This is a genomic window from Cupriavidus sp. SK-3, assembly GCF_000611145.1.
In the GTDB taxonomy this organism is placed as follows: domain Bacteria; phylum Pseudomonadota; class Gammaproteobacteria; order Burkholderiales; family Burkholderiaceae; genus Cupriavidus.
This window is the reverse complement of the sequence record NZ_JFJV02000246.1, coordinates 23,723-43,044: the sequence shown is the minus strand read 5'-3', so window position 1 is coordinate 43,044 and position 19,322 is coordinate 23,723. Positions and strand designations below refer to the sequence as shown.

18 protein-coding genes and 2 pseudogenes are annotated in these 19,322 nt (G+C 67.0%); 16 read left to right on the top strand and 4 right to left on the bottom strand.

Annotation, left to right across the window (positions count from 1 at the left end; translation table 11 throughout):
• Positions 1–305: 305 nt before the first annotated feature.
• The gene (locus tag CF70_RS26025) at positions 306–1,328 is read right to left on the bottom strand and encodes an ABC transporter substrate-binding protein (RefSeq protein WP_035871599.1); all 1,023 of its coding nucleotides are present in this window, start codon (positions 1,326–1,328) and stop codon (positions 306–308) included.
• Between the two features lie 53 nt (positions 1,329–1,381).
• Positions 1,382–2,455 (bottom strand): substrate-binding domain-containing protein, encoded by a 1,074-nt coding sequence (locus tag CF70_RS26020; RefSeq protein ID WP_051649009.1) that lies wholly within the window; start codon positions 2,453–2,455, stop codon positions 1,382–1,384.
• Between the two features lie 515 nt (positions 2,456–2,970).
• Here CF70_RS26020 and CF70_RS26015 point away from each other — a divergent pair.
• The 8 genes from CF70_RS26015 (at position 2,971) to CF70_RS25980 (ending at position 10,112) form a co-directional block, all read left to right on the top strand.
• On the top strand, positions 2,971–3,636 hold the full coding sequence (locus CF70_RS26015; RefSeq protein WP_035871619.1) for a fumarylacetoacetate hydrolase family protein: 666 nt from the start codon (positions 2,971–2,973) through the stop codon (positions 3,634–3,636).
• Entirely contained in the window at positions 3,633–4,397 is a 765-nt protein-coding gene (locus CF70_RS26010) for a fumarylacetoacetate hydrolase family protein (protein ID WP_035871596.1), read from the top strand. Before CF70_RS26015 ends, CF70_RS26010 begins: the two co-directional genes overlap by 4 nt.
• Positions 4,398–4,425: 28 nt before the next feature.
• The gene (gene hpaE / locus CF70_RS26005; RefSeq protein WP_035871593.1) at positions 4,426–5,886 is read left to right on the top strand and encodes a 5-carboxymethyl-2-hydroxymuconate semialdehyde dehydrogenase; all 1,461 of its coding nucleotides are present in this window, start codon (positions 4,426–4,428) and stop codon (positions 5,884–5,886) included.
• 60 nt (positions 5,887–5,946) lie between these two features.
• Positions 5,947–6,795, top strand: coding sequence for a 3,4-dihydroxyphenylacetate 2,3-dioxygenase (gene hpaD / locus CF70_RS26000; protein WP_035871590.1), 849 nt, complete (start codon positions 5,947–5,949; stop codon positions 6,793–6,795).
• A 45-nt stretch (positions 6,796–6,840) separates the two neighbouring features.
• Positions 6,841–7,230, top strand: a complete 390-nt coding sequence (locus tag CF70_RS25995) for a 5-carboxymethyl-2-hydroxymuconate Delta-isomerase (protein ID WP_035871587.1) — start codon at positions 6,841–6,843, stop codon at positions 7,228–7,230.
• Positions 7,231–7,275: 45 nt separating this feature from the next.
• Complete coding sequence (gene hpaH / locus CF70_RS25990) at positions 7,276–8,079, top strand: 2-oxo-hept-4-ene-1,7-dioate hydratase (protein ID WP_035871584.1); 804 nt, start codon at positions 7,276–7,278, stop codon at positions 8,077–8,079.
• A 13-nt stretch (positions 8,080–8,092) separates the two neighbouring features.
• Entirely contained in the window at positions 8,093–8,896 is an 804-nt protein-coding gene (hpaI, locus tag CF70_RS25985) for a 4-hydroxy-2-oxoheptanedioate aldolase (protein ID WP_035871581.1), read from the top strand.
• A gap of 208 nt (positions 8,897–9,104) precedes the next feature.
• The gene (locus tag CF70_RS25980) at positions 9,105–10,112 is read left to right on the top strand and encodes a Bug family tripartite tricarboxylate transporter substrate binding protein (protein WP_035871578.1); all 1,008 of its coding nucleotides are present in this window, start codon (positions 9,105–9,107) and stop codon (positions 10,110–10,112) included.
• Between the two features lie 7 nt (positions 10,113–10,119).
• Here CF70_RS25980 and CF70_RS25975 read toward each other — a convergent pair whose 3' ends face one another.
• Positions 10,120–10,941 (bottom strand): DNA-binding transcriptional regulator, encoded by an 822-nt coding sequence (locus CF70_RS25975; RefSeq protein ID WP_035871575.1) that lies wholly within the window; start codon positions 10,939–10,941, stop codon positions 10,120–10,122.
• Positions 10,942–11,074: 133 nt separating this feature from the next.
• Here CF70_RS25975 and CF70_RS25970 point away from each other — a divergent pair, with 133 nt between their 5' ends.
• The 8 genes and pseudogenes from CF70_RS25970 to dmpG all read left to right on the top strand — a co-directional run bounded on the left by CF70_RS25970 (position 11,075) and on the right by dmpG (position 18,780).
• Positions 11,075–12,010, top strand: coding sequence for an alpha/beta fold hydrolase (locus CF70_RS25970; RefSeq protein ID WP_051649007.1), 936 nt, complete (start codon positions 11,075–11,077; stop codon positions 12,008–12,010).
• Positions 12,011–12,045: 35 nt separating this feature from the next.
• Positions 12,046–13,128, top strand: a pseudogene (locus CF70_RS38295) (bifunctional 3-(3-hydroxy-phenyl)propionate/3-hydroxycinnamic acid hydroxylase); the annotation flags it as partial.
• Positions 13,129–13,131: 3 nt separating this feature from the next.
• Positions 13,132–13,921 (top strand): annotated as a pseudogene (locus tag CF70_RS38290) (3-(3-hydroxyphenyl)propionate hydroxylase); the annotation flags it as partial.
• Position 13,922: 1 nt separating this feature from the next.
• Positions 13,923–14,873 carry a 3-carboxyethylcatechol 2,3-dioxygenase gene (locus CF70_RS25960; RefSeq protein WP_035871572.1) on the top strand — a complete coding sequence of 317 codons (951 nt, stop codon included), beginning with the start codon at positions 13,923–13,925 and terminating at the stop codon, positions 14,871–14,873.
• A 17-nt stretch (positions 14,874–14,890) separates the two neighbouring features.
• Positions 14,891–15,682 (top strand): 2-keto-4-pentenoate hydratase, encoded by a 792-nt coding sequence (gene mhpD, locus CF70_RS25955; protein WP_200876812.1) that lies wholly within the window; start codon positions 14,891–14,893, stop codon positions 15,680–15,682.
• A gap of 51 nt (positions 15,683–15,733) precedes the next feature.
• Positions 15,734–16,711 carry a Bug family tripartite tricarboxylate transporter substrate binding protein gene (locus CF70_RS25950; RefSeq protein WP_063830504.1) on the top strand — a complete coding sequence of 326 codons (978 nt, stop codon included), beginning with the start codon at positions 15,734–15,736 and terminating at the stop codon, positions 16,709–16,711.
• Positions 16,712–16,737: 26 nt separating this feature from the next.
• The gene (locus CF70_RS25945; protein WP_035871569.1) at positions 16,738–17,688 is read left to right on the top strand and encodes an acetaldehyde dehydrogenase (acetylating); all 951 of its coding nucleotides are present in this window, start codon (positions 16,738–16,740) and stop codon (positions 17,686–17,688) included.
• Positions 17,689–17,715: 27 nt separating this feature from the next.
• The gene (gene dmpG, locus CF70_RS25940) at positions 17,716–18,780 is read left to right on the top strand and encodes a 4-hydroxy-2-oxovalerate aldolase (protein ID WP_035871566.1); all 1,065 of its coding nucleotides are present in this window, start codon (positions 17,716–17,718) and stop codon (positions 18,778–18,780) included.
• A 207-nt stretch (positions 18,781–18,987) separates the two neighbouring features.
• On the opposite strand, the gene CF70_RS36305 is transcribed toward dmpG, so the two are convergent.
• Positions 18,988–19,308: a hypothetical protein gene (locus CF70_RS36305; RefSeq protein ID WP_063830503.1), complete on the bottom strand. Its 321-nt coding sequence runs from the start codon at positions 19,306–19,308 to the stop codon at positions 18,988–18,990.
• Positions 19,309–19,322 lie beyond the last annotated feature (14 nt).

The following is a 19,322-nucleotide window of genomic DNA, read 5'->3' as shown; positions in this document are numbered from 1 at the left end:
TGGGGTGTGCACCCAAACTCGCATCGCCTTAAGGTGATACTCAAACATGGGTCCCTCTTTTCCGCTCTTTTCGCCGGATCCCGAGGCGCCTCATACGGCCTGGTACACCTTGACGGCTCGCTGTGGACCGCCCTTGGGGGCGCTCCACACGGCTACACCCTGTGAGTTTGAATCGACTCCCGGTTTCCCCCGCTTGCGGGATGGCAACCGGGGGAGTGGGCGGGCGCAGGCAAAGCGATGGCGACGCAACTAACTCAGCCTGACTTATCAAGCACAGCAGGGCATCGCTGCTAGCAGCCATCCGCTTAGCGGACCTCTTTCAAATACTGCTCGCTAAACCCTTTCTGTGCTTCCGCCATCTTGCCGAAATCCACGGGCCTGGCGCGCGCGTAGTCCGCCGCGGGCAGGAACCTGGCTTGTACTTCGCTGGGTATCGCGGCGCTGCGCACCGGCCGCAGATAGGCGTTGGCCCATAGCGCCTGTCCGGCATCGGACAGGACGAAATCGAGCACCTTCTTGCCTTCGGCTTCGTGCGGGGCCTTGTTCACCAGGCTCATCACGTAGGGCACCACTACCGTGCCTTCCTTGGGGATCACGAAGGCTACGTTGGATTTGTCCTTGTAGCGTGCGCGATAGGCGTTGAAGTCGTAATCGAGCAGGATCGGGATCTCGCCGGAGAGCACGCGGGCATAGGCGGTCTGCTTGGGCACGATGGGCTGGTTCTTCTGCAGGTCGCGGAAGTATTTGAAGGCGGGGCCGAAGTTGTCCATCGAGCCGCCCAGGGCCTGGTTGATGGCGACGGCGCCGACGTAGCCGACGAAGGCGCTGGCGGGGTCGAGGTAGCCGATCAGGCCTTTGTACTCTGGCTTGAGCAGGTCGGCCCAGGATTGCGGCACGGGCTTGCCGCGCAGGGCGTCGACGTTGACCATGAAGCCGAGCGTGCCGGAGTGGATGGCGAACCAGTTGCCTTGCGGGTCCTTCAGGCCGTCGGGGATGTCGTTCCAGTGGGCCGGCTTGTAGGCGGCGGTGACGCCGTCTTTCTTGGCCTGGATGCCGAAGGTCACGCCGTAATAGACCACGTCGGCGACGGGGCTGCCTTTCTCCGCGACGAGTTGCGCGAGCGACTGGCCGGAGTTCTTGTTGTCGTGCGGCACCGTGACGCCGGTCTTTTCCTTGATGGCGCGGATCTGCGAGGCCCAGTCGGCCCATTCGGGCGGGCAGTTGTAGCAGATCGCGGTTTGCGCTGCCACGCCCTGGCTGAAGGCGGCGGCGCCGAGTGCGATGGCGATCCAGCGTAGCGGTTTGGGCCAGGTACGGCTTGCTTGCATGGTGAACTCCTTGAGTAGCGGACTGGGGCTGGGGAAAGCGGGTGGAAGACGGTTCATGCCGGCGCGGCGACGGTGCCGCCCAGGCGCAGGGTGTGTGGCAACAGGGTGACGCGTCCGGGCCTGGCGCCGTCCTGCTTGCCGGCGCCGGACGGCGCGAAGCGCGCAAGCAGGCGCGCGACGGCGCGCTCGCCGATTTCGGTATTGGGTTGGACCACCGATGCCAGTGCCGGCTCCACCAGCGCGCCGAGCGCAATGCCGTCGTAGCCGAGCACGGAGATGTCGCGCGGCACGCGCAGGCCGAGCCGTTTCAGGTCGGAGATCACGCCGATCGCGAGCAGGTCATTGGTGCAGAAGAAGGCGGTCGGCGCGTCCGGCCCCACGGCCAGCGCGCGGATCTGTTCGGCGTTGCTGGCCGTGTGGGTGGGCAGGCATACCGGTGGCGCGGGTTCCAGGCCGTGCGCGCGCATGGCGTCGCGGTAGCCGTCAAAGCGCTGGCGGGCACGGTCGGATGCGATGAAGGCGCCGGATACCACGCGGATGCGGCGGTGCCCGGCGGCGATCAGGGCTTCCACGCCTTCGCGGGCGCTGGCGCGGTTGTCCACCGAGACGGAATGGCGCTGGCCGCGGGCGGCAGCCTGGTTGTAGGCCAGCACGTAGGGCACGCCTTCCGCGTCGAGCTGGTCGAGCACGGCGCTGCGGGCGGCATCGGCCACGGTCAGCACCATGCCGTCCACGCGGTGGCGCAGCAGGTATTCGATGCGTTCGCGCTCGCGCGCCGGGTTGTAGGCGCTGGTCACCAGCATCAGCGAGTAGCCGGCGGCCAGCGCCGCGTCTTCGATGCCGCGCCAGCATTCGGCGAACACGGCGTTCTCCAGCGTCGGCAGCATCACGCCGATCATGCGGCTTTGCTGCGCGCGCAGCTTGCTGCCAAGCAGGTTGGGGCGGAAGCTGAGTTGCCGCGCTGCTTCCAGCACGCGCTGCACCGTGCCTTCGCGCACCAGCGCCGGGCTGTTGAACGCGCGGGACGCGGTGGCCAGCGAGACGCCGGCCGCCTGCGCCACGTCAGCCAGGGTGGCGGTGCCGGCGGCGTCGGGCAGGGTGGGCGATCGGTCCTGGTTGCGCTTCACGTGTGTCGTTCCGGTCTCGGTTAGCGAAGAAGGCATGGCGGCAGAAATGAAAACGTTTTCATTCAAGCTGCAAAAAAATCGGGTAGCAAGCTCTTTTGCTGCTGCGGCGCATTAGTAAATTTGCGCTGCCGCAAGGCCTGACCCGGTACAGGCCGAATTCTGGCGATGCTGCATGACAGCACGATGACAGGCCCGCGTCCACGTTCCCGGAGCCGGGTAGCCTGAACCTGCCAGCGGCCGCAGAATGTCTGAGAAGCCGGACGGCACAAAGCACTTGAAACTCCCGCGCAATCTTATTAACATGTTAAGTACAGGCAGCGCCAACTGGCGATCCGCCACGACGATCCGCAAGCCGGGCAATGCAATGGCCGGGCGCGAAGCGGGCGCAACCAGACAGGAGCACGATGCGACAAGCCAGAATCGCTGCCGGCGGCCGGCCGGTGCGGGCAATGCCGGTGGACGAAGCCACCTTGCTGCCGTGGGACGGGGCGCGCGCCCTGGGTGAAGACGAGTTCATGTGGCAGCCCGCCATCACCGGCACGGTCTACGGCACGCTGCTGAATTTCAAGGGCGCGCTCGCGGCCCTGGGCGACAGCGTCAATGCCGCGCCGTACCAGGCGCCTCCGGCCGGACCCATCCTCTACATCAAGCCCGCCAATACACTGGCCGCCCACGGCAGCGACGTAGCGTTGCCGCCGGGGCAGGACACGCTGGAGATCGGCGCCGCGCTGGGCATCGTGATCGGCCGCCGCGCCACGCGCATCGATGCGGCGCGGGCAGCGGACTATATCGCCGGCTACACGGTGGTGTCCGACGTCAGCGTGCCGCATGCCAGCTACTACCGCCCGGCGGTGCGCCACAAGTGCCGCGACGGCTATTGCCCGATCGGCCCGTGGGTGACCGCGCGCGAGCAAGCGGGGAACCCCGATGCGCTCACGATGATAGTGCGCATCAACGGCGAGGAACGCCAGCGCAATCACACCGGCAACCTGCTGCGCCCGGTGGCGCAATTGCTGGCCGATGTCACGGCCTTCATGTCGCTCGAAGCCGGCGATGTGCTGCTGGCGGGCGTGCCGGAAGGCGCGCCGCTGGCGCGTGCCGGCGACACCGTGGAAATCGAGATCGAAGGCGTAGGGTGCCTGCGGCACCGGGTCGTGGCAGCCATTGGGGAGACCGCATGAGAACCGCACGCGTGGCCTTCGACGGCCTGATCCACGGCGCGCAACCGGCGGGCGAGGGCGCACTGCGTCTCGACGATGGCCGTGTGGTCAGCGAGGACGCGGTGACGTGGCTGCCGCCGCTGGCGCCGCGCACCACGTTCGCGCTCGGCCTTAACTATGCCGACCATGCGCGCGAACTCGCCTTCAAGGCGCCGGAAGAACCGCTGGTCTTCCTCAAGGGGCCGGGCGCGTTCATCGGCCACCGCGCCCACACCATCCGGCCAGAAGGCGTGAAGTACATGCACTACGAGTGCGAGCTGGCGGTGGTGATCGGCAGCACCGCGCGCGGCGTCAAGGCGGCGCAAGCCTACGACTATGTGCGCGGCTACACGGTGGCGAATGACTATGCCATCCGCGACTACCTGGAAAACTACTACCGCCCCAACCTGCGGGTGAAGAACCGCGACACCTGCACCCCGCTCGGGCCCTGGCTGGTCGATCGGGACGAGGTGCCGGACCCGATGAACCTGGCGTTGCGCACCACAGTAAACGGCAAGCTGACCCAGCAGGGCAACACGCGCGACATGATCTTCGGCATTCCGTGGCTCATCGAATACTTCAGCAGTTTCATGACGCTGGAGGCGGGCGACGTGATCCTCACCGGCACCCCGGAAGGGCTGGCCGATACACAGCCGGGCGATGAAATCGTCACGGAAATCGAAGGCGTGGGGCGGCTGGTCAACACCATCGCCTCCGCCACCGGATACGGCAGCGTGCGCTGATACGCCACGCGCCAACAAGGAGGAAGACATGATCAGGCACTGGATCAACGGCAAGCAGGTCGACAGCAAGGACACCTTCGTGACCTGGAACCCCGCCACCGGCGAGAAGATCGCCACCGTGGCCGCGGGCGGCGAGGCCGAGGTCAACGCCGCGGTGGCGGCGGCCAAGGCGGCCTTTCCCAAGTGGGCCAATACACCCGCCAAGGAGCGCGCGCGCATCATGCGCAGGCTGGCGGACCTGATTACCGAGCACGTGCCGCACCTGGCCGCGCTGGAAACCCAGGACACCGGCCTGCCGATCGCGCAGACCGGCAAGCAGCTGATTCCGCGGGCCGCCGAGAACTTCAATTTTTTCGCCGAGGTGTGCGTGCAGATGAACGGCCGCACCTATCCGGTCGACGACCAGATGCTGAACTACACGCTCTACCAGCCGGTGGGTGTGTGCGCGCTGATCTCGCCGTGGAACGTGCCCTTCATGACCGCCACCTGGAAGGTCGCGCCGTGCCTGGCGCTGGGCAATACCGCGGTGCTGAAGATGTCGGAGCTGTCGCCGCTGACGGCGGACCAGCTCGGCATGCTGGCGCTGGAAGCCGGCGTGCCGGCCGGTGTGCTCAACGTGGTGCAGGGCTACGGCGCCAGCGCGGGCGACGCGCTGGTGCGCCATCCGGATGTACGCGCGGTGTCGTTCACCGGCGGCACCGCCACCGGCAAGCGCATCATCGAACGCGCCGGCCTGAAGAAGTTTTCGATGGAACTGGGCGGGAAGTCGCCGGTGCTGGTGTTTGACGACGCCGACCTGGAGCGCGCGCTGGACGCCGCGCTATTCACCATCTTCTCGATCAACGGCGAGCGCTGCACCGCCGGCTCGCGCATCTTCGTGCAGGACACCGTCTATGACGACTTCGCGCGCAAGTTCGCCGAGCGCGCCAGGCGTTTGCGCGTGGGGGACCCGACCAGCGAGCAGACGCATGTGGGCGCCATGATCACCCAGCAGCACTGGGAGAAGGTTACCGGCTATATCCGCCTGGGCGAGCAGGAGGGCGCCACCATCCTGGCCGGCGGCGCGCAACGCCCGTCCGATCTGCCGGCGCACCTGCGCAACGGCAACTTCGTGCAGCCTACCGTGCTGGCGAATGTGGAAAACCACATGCGCGTGGCGCAGGAGGAGATCTTTGGCCCGGTGGCCTGCCTGATCCCCTTCAAGGGCGAGGATGACGGCCTGGCCATGGCCAATGACACCGCCTACGGCCTGGCCTCGTATATCTGGACGCAGGACGTGGGCAAGGTGCACCGGCTGGCGCGCGGCATCGAGGCCGGCATGGTGTTCGTCAACAGCCAGAATGTGCGTGACCTGCGGCAGCCTTTTGGCGGCACCAAGGCGTCCGGCACCGGGCGCGAAGGGGGGGAGTTCAGCTTCGAGGTGTTTGCGGAGGTGAAGAACGTTTGTATCTCGATGGGCGGGCATCACATTCCGCGCTGGGGCGTTTGAGAGCAGCCGGCGCGCCGTTTGGCTGCGAACCGGCGCCATGACAAAACAGGAGACACCGCAATGGGCAAGCTTTCACTCGCCGCCAAGATCACGCACGTACCGTCGATGTACCTGTCGGAGCTACCGGGCAAGCACCACGGCTGCCGCGAAGCGGCAATCGCCGGCCACCGCGAGATCGGCCGGCGCTGCCGCGAGCTTGGGGTGGACACCATCGTAGTGGCCGATGTGCACTGGCTGGTCAACGCCGGCTACCACGTCAACTGCAACGCGCATTTCGAAGGCATCTACACCAGCAACGAGCTGCCGCATTTCATCAAGGACATGGCCTATGCCTACGACGGCAACCCCGAGCTGGGCCGCCTGATCGCCAGCACCGCGACCGAACGCGGCGTGATGACGCGCGCCCATGAGATCGCCAGCCTGGAACTGGAATACGGCACGCTGGTGCCGATGCGCTACATGAACGCCGACCGCCACTTCAAGGTGGTGTCGGTCGCGGCCTGGTGCGCCTGGCACCAGCTCGACGAGAGCCGCCGCTTCGGCGCCGCGCTGCGCGAGTCCATCGAGGCCAGCGACGCCAATGTGGCCTTTCTTGCCAGCGGCTCGCTGTCGCACCGTTTCAACGACAACAACAGCCCCGAGGAAAGCATCCACCAGATCAGCCGCGAGTTCTTCAGGCAGGTGGACCTGCGCGTGGTGGAACTCTGGAAGCAGGGCGACTGGGCCACCTTCTGCCGCATGCTGCCCGAGTATAACGAGCACTGCATCGGCGAGGGCGGCATGCACGATACGGCCATGCTGCTTGGCTTGCTGGGCTGGGACAAGTACGACCAGCCCGTCGATATCGTCACAGACTATTTCACCAGTTCCGGCACGGGCCAGATCAATGCGGTCTTCCCGGTGCGCTGACGGATCACTGGATCACTGGATCACGACTCACCAACGAGGCCGCCAATGCCCCACATCATCGTCGAGTACACCGATAACATCCGGACCGAGGCGCGCGTACCGGCCCTGCTCAAGACCATCAACGACGTGCTGATCGCGCAGGACGGGGTGTTTCCCACCGGCGGCATCCGCTCGCGCGCGCTGGCGCTGACCGACTACCGCATGGCGGACGGCGAGGCGGACTATGCCTTCGTCCACATCACGCTGAAGATCGGCGCCGGGCGCCCCGAGGCGGTAAAGAAGACGGCTTGCGACGCGCTGTTCGAGGCCGTCAAGGCGCACTTCGCCGAGCTGTACGCACGGCGCTATCTGGCGCTGTCGATGGAGCTGGTCGAGTTCAACGAGGGCGGCAGCTACAAGCACAACAACGTCCATGCCCGCTTCAGGAAAGCCTGACCGGCGCCACGCCCACGCAATCTCAACGCTACCCACGGAGACCCCATGCTCAGCCCCGAGCTGATTCGCCAGCTTGCCCATCGCCTGCACGATGCGGAACAATCGCGCAAGCAGATCCGGCAGATCTCGCTGGACCATCCCGACATCACCATCGAAGACGCCTACGCCATCCAGCGGGAATGGGTCGCGCACAAGCTGGCCGGGGGCCGCACCGTCAAGGGACACAAGATCGGCCTGACCTCGCGCGCCATGCAACTGTCCTCGCAGATCGACGAGCCCGACTACGGCACTTTGCTCGACGACATGTTCTTTCAGGACGGCGCAACGATTCCCCCCGGCCGCTTTATCGTGCCGCGCGTGGAAGTGGAACTGGCCTTCGTGCTTGGCAAGCCGCTCAAGGGGCCGCACTGCACGCTGTTCGACGTCTACGACGCCACCGCCTACGTGATCCCCGCGCTGGAGATCATCGATGCGCGCAGCCAGTCGATCGACCCCGACAGCAAGCGCCCGCGCAAGGTGTTCGACACCATTGCCGACAATGCCGCCAATGCCGGCGTGGTCATGGGCGGCCGGCCGGTGAGGCCCTTCGATGTGGACCTGCGCTGGGTCTCGGCCATCATGTCGCGCAATGGCGTGATCGAGGAAACCGGCGTGGCCGCCGGCGTGCTCAACCATCCGGCCAACGGCGTGGCCTGGCTGGCGAACAAGCTGCATCCGTTCGGCGTGAGCCTGGAAGCGGGCGAGGTGATCCTTGGCGGCTCCTTCACCCGGCCGGTGGCCGCCAGCCCGGGTGATACATTCCAGGTGGACTACGGCGCGCTGGGCGCCGTGGCTTGCCATTTCGCATGAATCCGAGGCCATCATGGAATTTCCCCTCAATATCTTCAAGCGCGCGCTCGCCGCGGGCGAGCAGCAGGTCGGGCTCTGGCTCGGGCTGGCCAGCCCGTACGCGGCCGAGGTGCTCGCCGGCGCCGGTTTCGACTGGCTGCTGATCGACGGCGAGCACGCGCCCAATACGGTGCCGTCCATCCTGGCGCAGTTGCAGGCGCTGGCCGCCTATCCGGTACAACCGGTGGTGCGCGCGTCCTGGAACGACACCGTGCAGATCAAGCAACTGCTCGACCTTGGCGTGCAGACGCTGCTGGTGCCCATGGTGCAGGACGCCGCCGAGGCCGCCGCCGCCGTGGCGGCCACGCGCTATCCCCCGCAAGGCGTGCGCGGCGTGGGCAGCGCGATGGCGCGCGCCTCGCGCTGGAACCGCGTCGATGGCTACCTGGGCCGCGCCAATAGCGAGATGTGCGTGCTGGTGCAGGTGGAGACACGCGCCGGGCTCGAGCATCTGGACGAGATCGCGGCCACCGAAGGCGTGGACGGCGTATTCATTGGCCCGGCCGACCTGGCCGCCGATCTGGGGCATCTTGGCAATCCGGGGCATGCGGAGGTACAGAGCGCCATCGCCGACGCCATCGCGCGCATTCGCCGTGCCGGCAAGGGGGCGGGCATTCTCAGCGCCGACGTCGCGCAGTCCCGCAAGTACATGACCCTTGGGACGACGTTTACCGCGGTTGGCGTGGATGCCACCATGCTGGCTCGTGCGGCGGAAAGCCTGGCCGCGCAGTTCAAGGGGCAGGGCGGTGCCGGGGCCGGCGGGGACAAGACGTACTAGGGGCGCAGCGCCAGCCGGAGCCGGCCAGTGCGCCAAAAGGAGCCACTCGAAGCGGAGCCAACGGTTTTTTCCAGCATGGCGACGTAACCAGCACCCGCCCTCTCCCCCCGACCCATCTCCCGCAAGCAGGAGAAGGGTGCCAAACCATCGCACCGGAAGCGGGTCCCATCCTGGCCGAATGAAAAACAAGAAACCGAGGAGTCACACTATGCAAGCATCAGCCTGCCCGCCAAGCGCGCGCTCGCCCTCTATCGTGCGGCAAACATTCCGTGCCGCGGTCCTGCTGACGGCAGCGCTCTGCGGCGTCACCCAGGCCCTGGCGGCCGACCCCGCCGCGCGCTGGGTGGTGCCCTACACCGCCGGCGGCGGCAGCGACCTGGCCACGCGCATCGTCGCGCAGAAGATCGCGCCGGTCATGCGCCAGAACATCGTGGTGGACAACAAGCCCGGCGGCGCCACGATCCTGGCCGCACAGGACGTGGCCAAGGCCCGCGCCGACGGCGCCACGCTGCTCACCGCGGGGCAGGGCACGCTGGTGCTCAACCCCGCGCTGTACCGCAAGCTGCCTTACGACGCCAGCAGGGATTTCACGCTGGTCACGTCGCTGGTGAAGCTGCCGGTGGTGCTGGTGACCAGCCCGGCGCTGCCGGCAAAGACGCTGCCGCAGTTCATCGCCTGGCTGAAGGCGGCCCAGGGCAAGGCCTCCTATGCTTCGGTGGGCACCGGCAGCCCGCATCACCTGAGTGCCGAACTGATGCTGGACCGCGCGCAGGCCAGCGCGGTGCATGCGCCCTACAAAGGCACGCCGCCGGCGCTGCAGGACGTGGCGGGCGGGCAGGTTGATTTCATGATGGCGGATCTGTCGGCGGCGCTGCCGCTGATCCGCGCGGGCCGGCTGCACGCTATCGCGCTGCCTGCGGAGCAGCGCTCGGCGGTGCTGCCGGATGTGCCGACCTTTGCCGAAGCCGGGCTGGCCGGCTTCACGGCATACGCCTGGCAGGGCGTGGTGCTGCCGGCAGGTACGCCAGCAGCGTCGGCCGACAAACTCAACGCGGCGATCGCCGCCGCGCTGAAGGATCCGGCCGTGGTCAGGCAGATGCAGGAGCTTGGCCTTGAACCCATGGGCGACACGCGGGCAGGATTTGCCGAGTTCGTGGAGCGTGAACGCGCGAAGTGGGGAGCCTTGATCCGCGCACACAAGATCGTGCTGGACTGAAGCGCGCCTAGGTGGCCCGCCGTGCTGACGCGGGCGCGGCCATTCCTTCCTGGACGCGATTCGCGATGTCCTGCAGCGGCGCAACGAACCGCTTGATTGCCTCTTCCTCGCTCAGGGCGCGCGCGAGATACACCACGTTCAGGCTGCCGCGCACGCGGTCCTGGTACCGGATCGGCACGGCGACGGCGCCGATCTTGCGCTGCTCGAGCCAGTCGCCGCGATTGGAGCCAAAGCCATCCGCGCGCACGCGCTCCACAAGCTTGCGGACATAGGCAGCGTTATTGGCCAGCGCGGCTTGTTCTTCGCCCCCCGCTCCTGAACGCAGCAGGTTGAGGATGTCTTCACGTTCGGCGTCGCCGCAATGCGCGAAATAGGCCCGCCCGGCTGCCGTCGAGAGCATCGGCAGGCGCCGCCCCACCATCGCACGGTGAAAGGACAGCGGACTGAAGCGATGCGTGGTTTCGCGAATGATCATGGCGTCGCCATCGGGCGTCGTCAGGTCGGACGGCCACAGCACGCGCTGCAGTAGTTCTCCCATCAGCGGCGCGGCGAGGGTGGAAATCCACTCATCGTCATTGAAGCCTTCACTCAGGGCCCGTACCTGCAGCGTCAGGCGATAGCTGTCGTCCGACTCGCTGCGGCGCACGTAGCCCTCCGCGATCAGCGTCTCCAGCAGGCGCCTGACCGTGGTGCGGTGCAGCCCGGTCAGCTCGCTCAGTTGCAGGGCGGTCCCGCGCCCGCTTTCCATCCGGTTCAGCGCCTTCAGCACGTCCAGTCCACGGCTAAGCCCGCGCACGCTGGCATACGGGGAGGTTCGGCTATGCGGCATAAATTACCCTAAAAAATCCTTTTAAATCAACGTTGTGCACTCCTTGCACATTCTGTTCGTTTTTTTGTCGGGATGCAATCGGGTCTCTACACTCCGCTGTACTACTTAGACACTCACGAACGAAGGAGACACGATGTCCAGCGCCGCCACCAGCCTCAAGCCCGTCCCGTCCAGCCAGGCCAGCCAGCCGTTCCAGAGCATCTGGGGCGAGTTGCGCGGCGTTTCCTTCAGCCAGGGCTGGCTCGATGCCAAGGGCATCCGCACCCGTTACCTGCATGCCGGCAGCAGCGACAAGCCCGCACTGATTCTGCTGCATGGTGTCGGCGGCCACGCCGAGGCCTATGTACGCAACCTGCAATCGCATGCCGAGCATTTCGACGTATGGGCCATCGACATGATCGGCCACGGCTGGACCGACAAGCCGGCAGGCGGGCGCGAGATTCCCGATTACGTCGACCATGTGATCCGCGTGATGGATTCCCTGGGCATCGGGCGCGCCTCGTTCAGCGGTGAATCGCTGGGCGGCTGGGTGGCTTCGCGGCTGGCCATCGACCATCCAGAGCGGGTGGAGCGGCTGGTACTGAACACGGCCGGCGGTTCGCAGGCGGACCCGGTGGTGATGGAGCGCCTCAAGACGCTGTCGATGCGCGCCGTGGAAGATCCGGGCTGGGATTTCATCAAGGCCCGCGTGGAATGGCTGATGGCCGACAAGGCCAAGGCCTTCGACGACCTGATCGCCACGCGCCAGGCCATCTACGCGCAAGCGGGCATGGTCGAGGCCCAGCGCGGCAACATGGTGCTGCAAGACATGGAAACGCGCCAGCGCAACATCCTGCGCGCCGAGCACTATGGCCGCATCAAGGCCCCGACGCTGGTGCTGTGGACCTCCGACGACCCCACCGCCGATGTCTCGGAAGGCCGCCGCATCGCCACCATGATTCCCGGCGCGCTGTTCACGGTGATGGATGGCTGTGGCCACTGGCCGCAGTTCGAGGATGCCGCCACCTTCAACCGCATTCACCTGAATTTCCTGCTCGGCAACGCCGTGCCGGAAGCGACCACGGTTTAAGCCCGCCAGATCCGCGAAACAGCAGGAGAGGAGACATGAACAACGCCATCGAGATGGCGGGCGGAGACGCTCGTCCGCAGGATCTTGCCACTGACGTCGCCATCATCGGCGCCGGGCCGGTTGGCCTGATGATCGCCAATATCCTTGGCCTGCAGGGCGTGCGCGTCGTGCTGGTCGAGAAGCTGGACCAGATCATCGATTACCCCCGCGCCATCGGGCTCGACGACGAGGCACTGCGCGTGTTCCAGTCGGTCGGCCTGGCCGATGCGCTGCTGCCGCATACCACGCCGCACCACTGGATGCGCTTCGTCACGCATACCGGCCGCTGCTTTGCATCGATCGAGCCGCGCACCGACGAGTTTGGCTGGTCCCGCCGCAACGCCTTCATCCAGCCGCTGGCCGACCGCATCCTGTATGACGGCCTGCAGCGCTTTGCGCATGTGAAGGTCCTGCTGGGCCACGGCATCGCGGCCTTCACACAGGACGAACATGGCGTGACCCTCAGCGCGGAAGACGCGCAGGGACGGGTCACGTCGATCCGCGCTGCCTATATGGTGGGCTGCGATGGCGGCAACAGCATCGTGCGGCGCACGCTCGATGTGCCGTTCGAAGGGCGCACCAAGCCGAACCAGTGGATCGTGGTCGACGTGCGCAACGACCCGATCGGCACGCCGCATATCTACATGCATTGCGACCCGACCCGCCCCTATGTCTCTGCCGCGCTGCCGCACGGGATCCGCCGCTTCGAATTCATGGTCATGCCCGGCGAGACGGAAGAGGAATTGTCCCGGCCGGAAAACCTCGCCGCGCTGATCCGCAAGGTAGTGGCCGACCCGGACAAGGTCGACTACATCCGCAAGCGCGTCTACACGCACAACGCGCGGCTGGCGCGCACGTTCCGCGTCAACCGCGTGCTGCTGGCGGGCGACGCCGCGCACATCATGCCGGTCTGGCAGGGGCAGGGCTACAACAGCGGCATCCGCGATGCGAGCAACCTGGGCTGGAAGCTGGCGATGGTGGTCAAGGGCGTGGCGCAGGACCGCTTGCTCGACACCTATGGCGCGGAACGCCGCGCCCATGCGCGCTCGATGATCCACCTGTCGGAGGTGGCGGGCGACNNNGGGCGCCTTCTCCCCCCCCCCCAGCCGCTTCGGCGCGTCGCTGCGCGACGGCCTGACGCGGGTGCTGAACGTGTTTCCACCGGTAAAACAGTACTTCGTGGAGATGCGCTTCAAGCCCATGCCGCGCTACGAATCCGGGGTGGTGCTGTTGCCAGGGCGCGAGCGGGACGACGGCTTCCTCGCGCGCTTGCTGGAGCGTTCCGGCAACTCGCCACTGGGACGCATGCTGGGGCTGATGAGCGAGAAACGCGATTCGCTGGTGGGAAGGCTTGTTCACGGCCGCGATCCGGCCGGCGGCTCGCCGGTCGGGCGCATGTTCATCCAGCCGATGGTGCGGACCGAGGCAGGCCATACGGTGCGCCTCGACGACGTGATCGGCAATCGCTTCGCCATTGTTGCCTGGGGTGCCGACCCGACCTTCGGCCTGACGCCGCAAGCGCGCGCCATCTGGGAAAAGCTGGGCGCCTGTTTCGTGATGGCCAAGCCCGATACGCAGCTCGCCTATCGCGACGATGTGCCGGACGGCGTGATGCCCATCGGCGATGCCGCCGGGCGCCTCAAGGAATGGTTCGGCAAGGTGCCGGACTCCGTGGTGCTGCTGCGTCCCGACCGCTTCGTCGCCGGCATGTGCTCGCCGCAGCAGGTGTCGGATGCCATCCAGGCGCTGGCCGGGAAGCTTGCCCTGGCCGACGTGTCGCCGGCGGCATCCACGGCCTCTGGCGCTCTGCCTGCCCGGCCGGATGCGGCGCCGGTGCCCGACCGCGCGATTGCCTTTGCCCGGGGAGCCTGACATGCCGATGCATCTCGAATGCCTGTCCCATACGCCGCTGCACGGCTACTACGACCCCGCACCGGAGATCGTGGCCGAAGTGGAGCGCGCGCAGGCCGCGGCGCGAGCCCGGGTACAAGCTTTCGCGCCGGAACTGGTGGTGGTCTTCGCCCCGGATCACTTCAATGGATTTTTCTATGACGTGATGCCGCAGTTCTGCATCGGCGTCGAGGCCAGCGCCATCGGCGACTTCAAGAGCCTCGCCGGCCCGCTCGATGTGCCACGCGGCACCGCCCTTGCGATGGCGCAGGCCGTGCTGGCCAGCGACGTGGACGTGGCCGTGTCGTACCGCATGCAGGTGGACCACGGCTGCGCGCAGGCGCTGGAAGTGCTGCTGGGCGGGCTCGGCCAGTGCCCGGTGATTCCCGTCTTTATCAACTCGGTGGCGCCGCCCATGGCGACGTGCCGCCGTGCGCGGCTGCTGGGCGCGGCCATCGGTGGCTTCCTGCAAGGCCTGGGCAAGCGCGTGCTGGTGGTGGGCTCGGGGGGGATCTCGCATGAGCCGCCGGTGCCGGAAATTGCTTCGGCCAGCGCGGAGGTCGCCGAGCGCCTGATTGCCGGGCGCAATCCGTCGCCCGAGTCGCGTGCTGCCCGCCAGGCGCGCACCGTGGCCGCCGCGCAGGCGTTCACCAAGGGCGACAGCCCCCTGCATCCGCTCAATCCGGCATGGGACAGGGCCTTCCTGGAACTGCTCGCCAGCGGCAACCTGGGCGGGGTGGATGCGATGCGCAATGACGACATCACACGCGACGCCGGCAAGTCGGCGCACGAGATCCGCACCTGGATCGCCGCATTTGGCGCGCTGGCCGCCGCCGGACCTTACCAGGCATCGGTCGAGTACTACCGGCCCATCGACGAATGGATCGCAGGCTTCGGCGTGATGCAGGCACGGCCTGCCACCGGGCACGCATAACCCAACCAGGATCAACCATGTCAAACCAGGAAATGACGCTCGCGCTTGCCAGGCGGCTGCGCGAGGCAGAGCAGACGCGCACGCCGGTCGAACCGCTGCGCGGCGAAATCCCGCCCGGCGATGCCGCGATGGCCTATGCCATCCAGCGCGCCAACGTCGACGCGTGGCGGGCCCAGGGCCGCCGCGTGGTGGGCCGCAAGATCGGCCTGACTTCGCCAGCGGTGCAGCGCCAGCTTGGCGTGGATCAGCCCGACTTCGGCACGTTGTTCGCGGACATGGTCTTCGGCGACGATGAGCCGATTCCGCTCGCGCGCACCCTGCAGCCGAAGGCGGAAGCCGAGGTCGCGCTGGTGCTCTGCCGCGATGTGCCGGAGGAGGACGCCACGCTGGTGGACCTGATCAACGCCATCGCCTACGTGCTGCCCGCGATTGAAGTGGTCGGCAGCCGTATCCGCGACTGGGATATCTCGTACGTGGATACCGTGGCCGACAACGCTTCCAGCGGCCTGGTGGTGCTCGGCGCTGTCCCCGTGCCGCTGGCCGGCCTGGACCTGAAGACCGTGAAGATGGAAATGCTGCGGGACGACGAGCGCGTCTCCACGGGTTCGGGGGCGGATTGCCTTGGCCATCCGCTCAACGCCGCGGTCTGGCTGGCCCGGAAGCTGGCCTCGCTGGGCGACCCGCTGCGCGCCGGCGACCTGATCCTGACTGGCGCGCTCGGCCCGATGGCCGCCGCCGGACCGGGGCAGTGCTTCGAGGCCCGCATCAGCGGCATCGGCAGTGTGCGGGCACGGTTCGCACAGGGCTAGCGCGCCGCACATCAAGCGATTTACCCCATTAGAAATACACAAGGAGACAACATGAAATACGCAAAACCCATCCTGGCAGCACTGCTCGTGACCGCGGGCCTGGCTGCCAACGCCCCCGCCATGGCCGACACCTTTCCCAGCCGGCCGCTGACCATCGTCGTGCCGTTCCCCGCCGGCGGCGTGACCGACATGATCGCGCGCCAGATGGCGCAGCAGATGCAGACCAGTCTGGGCAAGCCGGTCGTGGTCGAGAACCGGCCCGGCGGTGGCGGCCAGATCGCGGCGCAATCGGTCAAGCGTGCCGATGCGGACGGCTACACCCTGTTTGTGGCCGCCACCGAAATGTTCGCGATCAATCCCGGCCTGTACCGCAACTTCTCGTATGACCCGCTCAAGGATTTCAAGCCGGTGACGGCGCTGGCTTCGTCGCCGCTCGTGCTGGTGGTGCCGCAGGGCAGCCCGGTCAATTCCGTCAAGGAGCTGGTGGCGCTATCCAGGAGCAAGCCAGACGGCGTGAACTATGCCTCGCAGGGCATCGGCTCGATCGGGCACCTGCTGGGCGGCCTGTTCGCCGACAAGTCCGGCGGCCATATGACCCACGTGGCCTACAAGGGCTCGGCCCCGGCCTTGCAGGATGTGATGGCAGGGCAGGTTGACATGATGTTCGACCCGGTCATCACCACCTCGCCGCTGATCAAGGGCGGCAAGGTCAAGCCGCTGGCCATCGCGGCGCCTCGCCGCTCGCCTTCGCTGCCGGACGTGCGCACGCTCTCCGAGCTCGGTATTGGCGGGCTGGATGCCGGCGTCTGGTTCGGCATGGTGGTCAAGACCGGCACGCCTGATGCCATCGTTGCGCGTCTCAATGAGGCGGCGGTCAAGGCACTCAAGGCACCCGAGGTGACCAGGCGGTTTGCCGACCAGGGCCTGGAAGCGCTGCCCATGACGCCGCAACAGTTCGGCGCCTTCCTCAACAGCGAAAGCACGCGCTGGGCCCCGCTGGTCAAGGCCAGCGGCGCCAGCGTGGAATGACGCGAAACAAGCAACAGGAGAACGACATGACCCGCAAGCTGAAAGCAGCCATCATCGGTTCCGGCAATATCGGCACGGACCTGATGATCAAGATCATGCGCCACGGCGAGCAGATCGAGATGGGCGCGATGGTCGGCATCGACCCGGCGTCGGACGGCCTGGCACGCGCCGCGCGCCTCGGCGTGGCGACCACCCACGAAGGCGTGGAAGGACTGACGCGCCTGCCCGTGTTCGGCGACATCGACATCGTGTTCGATGCCACCAGCGCCGGTGCGCACGTGAAGAACGATGCGTTCCTGCGCGGCCTGCGCCCGTCGCTGCGCATGATCGACCTGACGCCGGCGGCCGTCGGTCCGTACTGCATCCCGGTGGTCAACGGCGACGCCCATCTCGACGCGCACAACGTCAACATGGTCACCTGCGGCGGACAGGCCACCATTCCCATGGTGGCCGCTGTCTCCCGCGTGGCGCCGGTGCTGTACGCCGAGATCGTCGCGAGCATTTCCAGCAAGAGCGCGGGCCCCGGCACGCGCGCCAATATCGACGAATTCACCGAGACCACCTCGAAGGCGATCGAAGCGATCGGCGGAGCCCGGAAGGGCAAGGCCATCATCGTGCTCAATCCCGCCGAGCCGCCGCTCATCATGCGCGACACGGTTTACTGCCTGAGCGAGATGGCGGACCAGGATGCGGTCGCCGCGTCGATCGAAGCCATGGCCGCCGAGGTGCAGCAGTATGTGCCGGGGTACCGCCTCAAGCAGAAGGTGCAGTTCGAGACGATCCCGGCCAATGCGCCGCTGGTGGTGCCGGGCGTAGGCCGGGTGAGCGGGCTCAAGACGTCGGTGTTCCTGGAGGTGGAGGGCGCCGCTCACTATCTGCCCGCCTATGCCGGCAACCTCGACATCATGACCAGCGCCGCGCTGACCATCGCCAGGCGCATGGCCGGCGCCATGCTGGCCCAACGCGCTGCCGCCTGACGCGGCCGCTCTTCAGGAAAGACTGTCATGCAAGACCAGAAGAAACTCTATATCTCCGACGTGACGCTGCGCGACGGCAGCCACGCCGTCCGTCACCAGTACAGCATCGAACAAGCCGTCCGGATCGCCAGGGCCCTCGATGCGGCCAGGGTCGACTCCATCGAAGTGGCGCATGGCGATGGCCTGCAGGGGTCCAGCTTCAACTATGGCTTCGGCGCCCATACGGACCTGGAATGGATCGAAGCGGTGGCCAGCGTGGTCAGCCATGCCAAGGTCGCCACCTTGCTGCTGCCCGGCATCGGCACCGTCCATGATCTCAAGGCCGCCTATGGCGCCGGCGCGCGCATCGTCCGCGTGGCCACGCATTGCACCGAGGCGGACGTCTCGCGGCAGCATATCGAGTACGCCCGCCACCTGGGCATGGAGGCGGTCGGCTTCCTGATGATGAGCCACATGACCACGCCCCAGCACCTCGCGGCGCAGGCAAAGCTGATGGAGAGCTACGGCGCCACCTGCTGCTACGTGGTGGACTCGGGCGGCGCGCTGACCATGAACGATGTCCGCGACCGCTTCCGCGCCTTCAAGGACGTGCTGAAGCCGGAAACCCGGACCGGCATGCACGCCCACCACAACCTGAGCCTGGGCGTGGCCAACAGCATCGTGGCGGTGGAGGAGGGCTGCGACCGCATCGACGCCAGCCTTGCCGGCATGGGAGCCGGCGCCGGCAATGCGCCGCTGGAGGTCTTTGTCGCGGCAGCGGAGCGCATGGGATGGAACCACGGCTGCGACCTCTACAAGCTGATGGATGCCGCCGACGACATCGTGCGTCCGCTGCAGGACCGGCCGGTGCGGGTCGATCGCGAAACGCTGGCGCTGGGCTATGCCGGCGTGTATTCCAGTTTCCTGCGCCACAGCGAGGCCGCGGCGAGCAGATATGGCCTGAAGACGGTCGACGTGCTGGTCGAGCTCGGGCGCCGGCGCATGGTGGGCGGGCAGGAAGACATGATCGTCGACGTGGCGCTGGATTTGCTGGAGGCGCGCAAGGCCAGCGAGGAAAACGGTGCGAGGGCCGTTACCCGGGAAGCCGCCTGACAAGGACCATCCGGCGCTGGTTTGCGGCAGCAAGGTAAGCCGCCGCTGGGGTAAGGCGTCAGCATGATCCATGGCGTCGCCCGCCAGCCTGCTGCCATTCCTCGATCCGACTCAAACAAAAAGCCGCCTCCAGCCAAGCACGCGGAGGCGGCGCCGGCCGGCGGCCTTGATTACCGCCGCGAGCCAATTCGTCATGCCGGTAAGTGATTAACGCTGGCCTTGCTGGCCGCTTTTCTGGCCTTGCTGGTTTTGCTGCCCAGCCTGGTCGGCCTTTTGGCCCTGTTGTCCTTGCTTGTCGTGCTGGCCGCCTTGCTGGCCCTGACCACGGTCCTGCTGTTGCTGCTGGCCGCCCTTCTGGTCCTGGCTGCCGGACTGGCCGCCTTGTTGACCGGATTGCTGCTGTTGCTTGCTTTGGTCTTGCTGGCCTTGGCCGGGTTGCTGTTGCTGTCCCATTGTGCTCTCCATGGCGCGGCGGAATGCCGCGTTAATGGAGGGGTGCAAGGCGCGTGCCACGCTGCGGGTATCCATGCCACTTGCCAGGC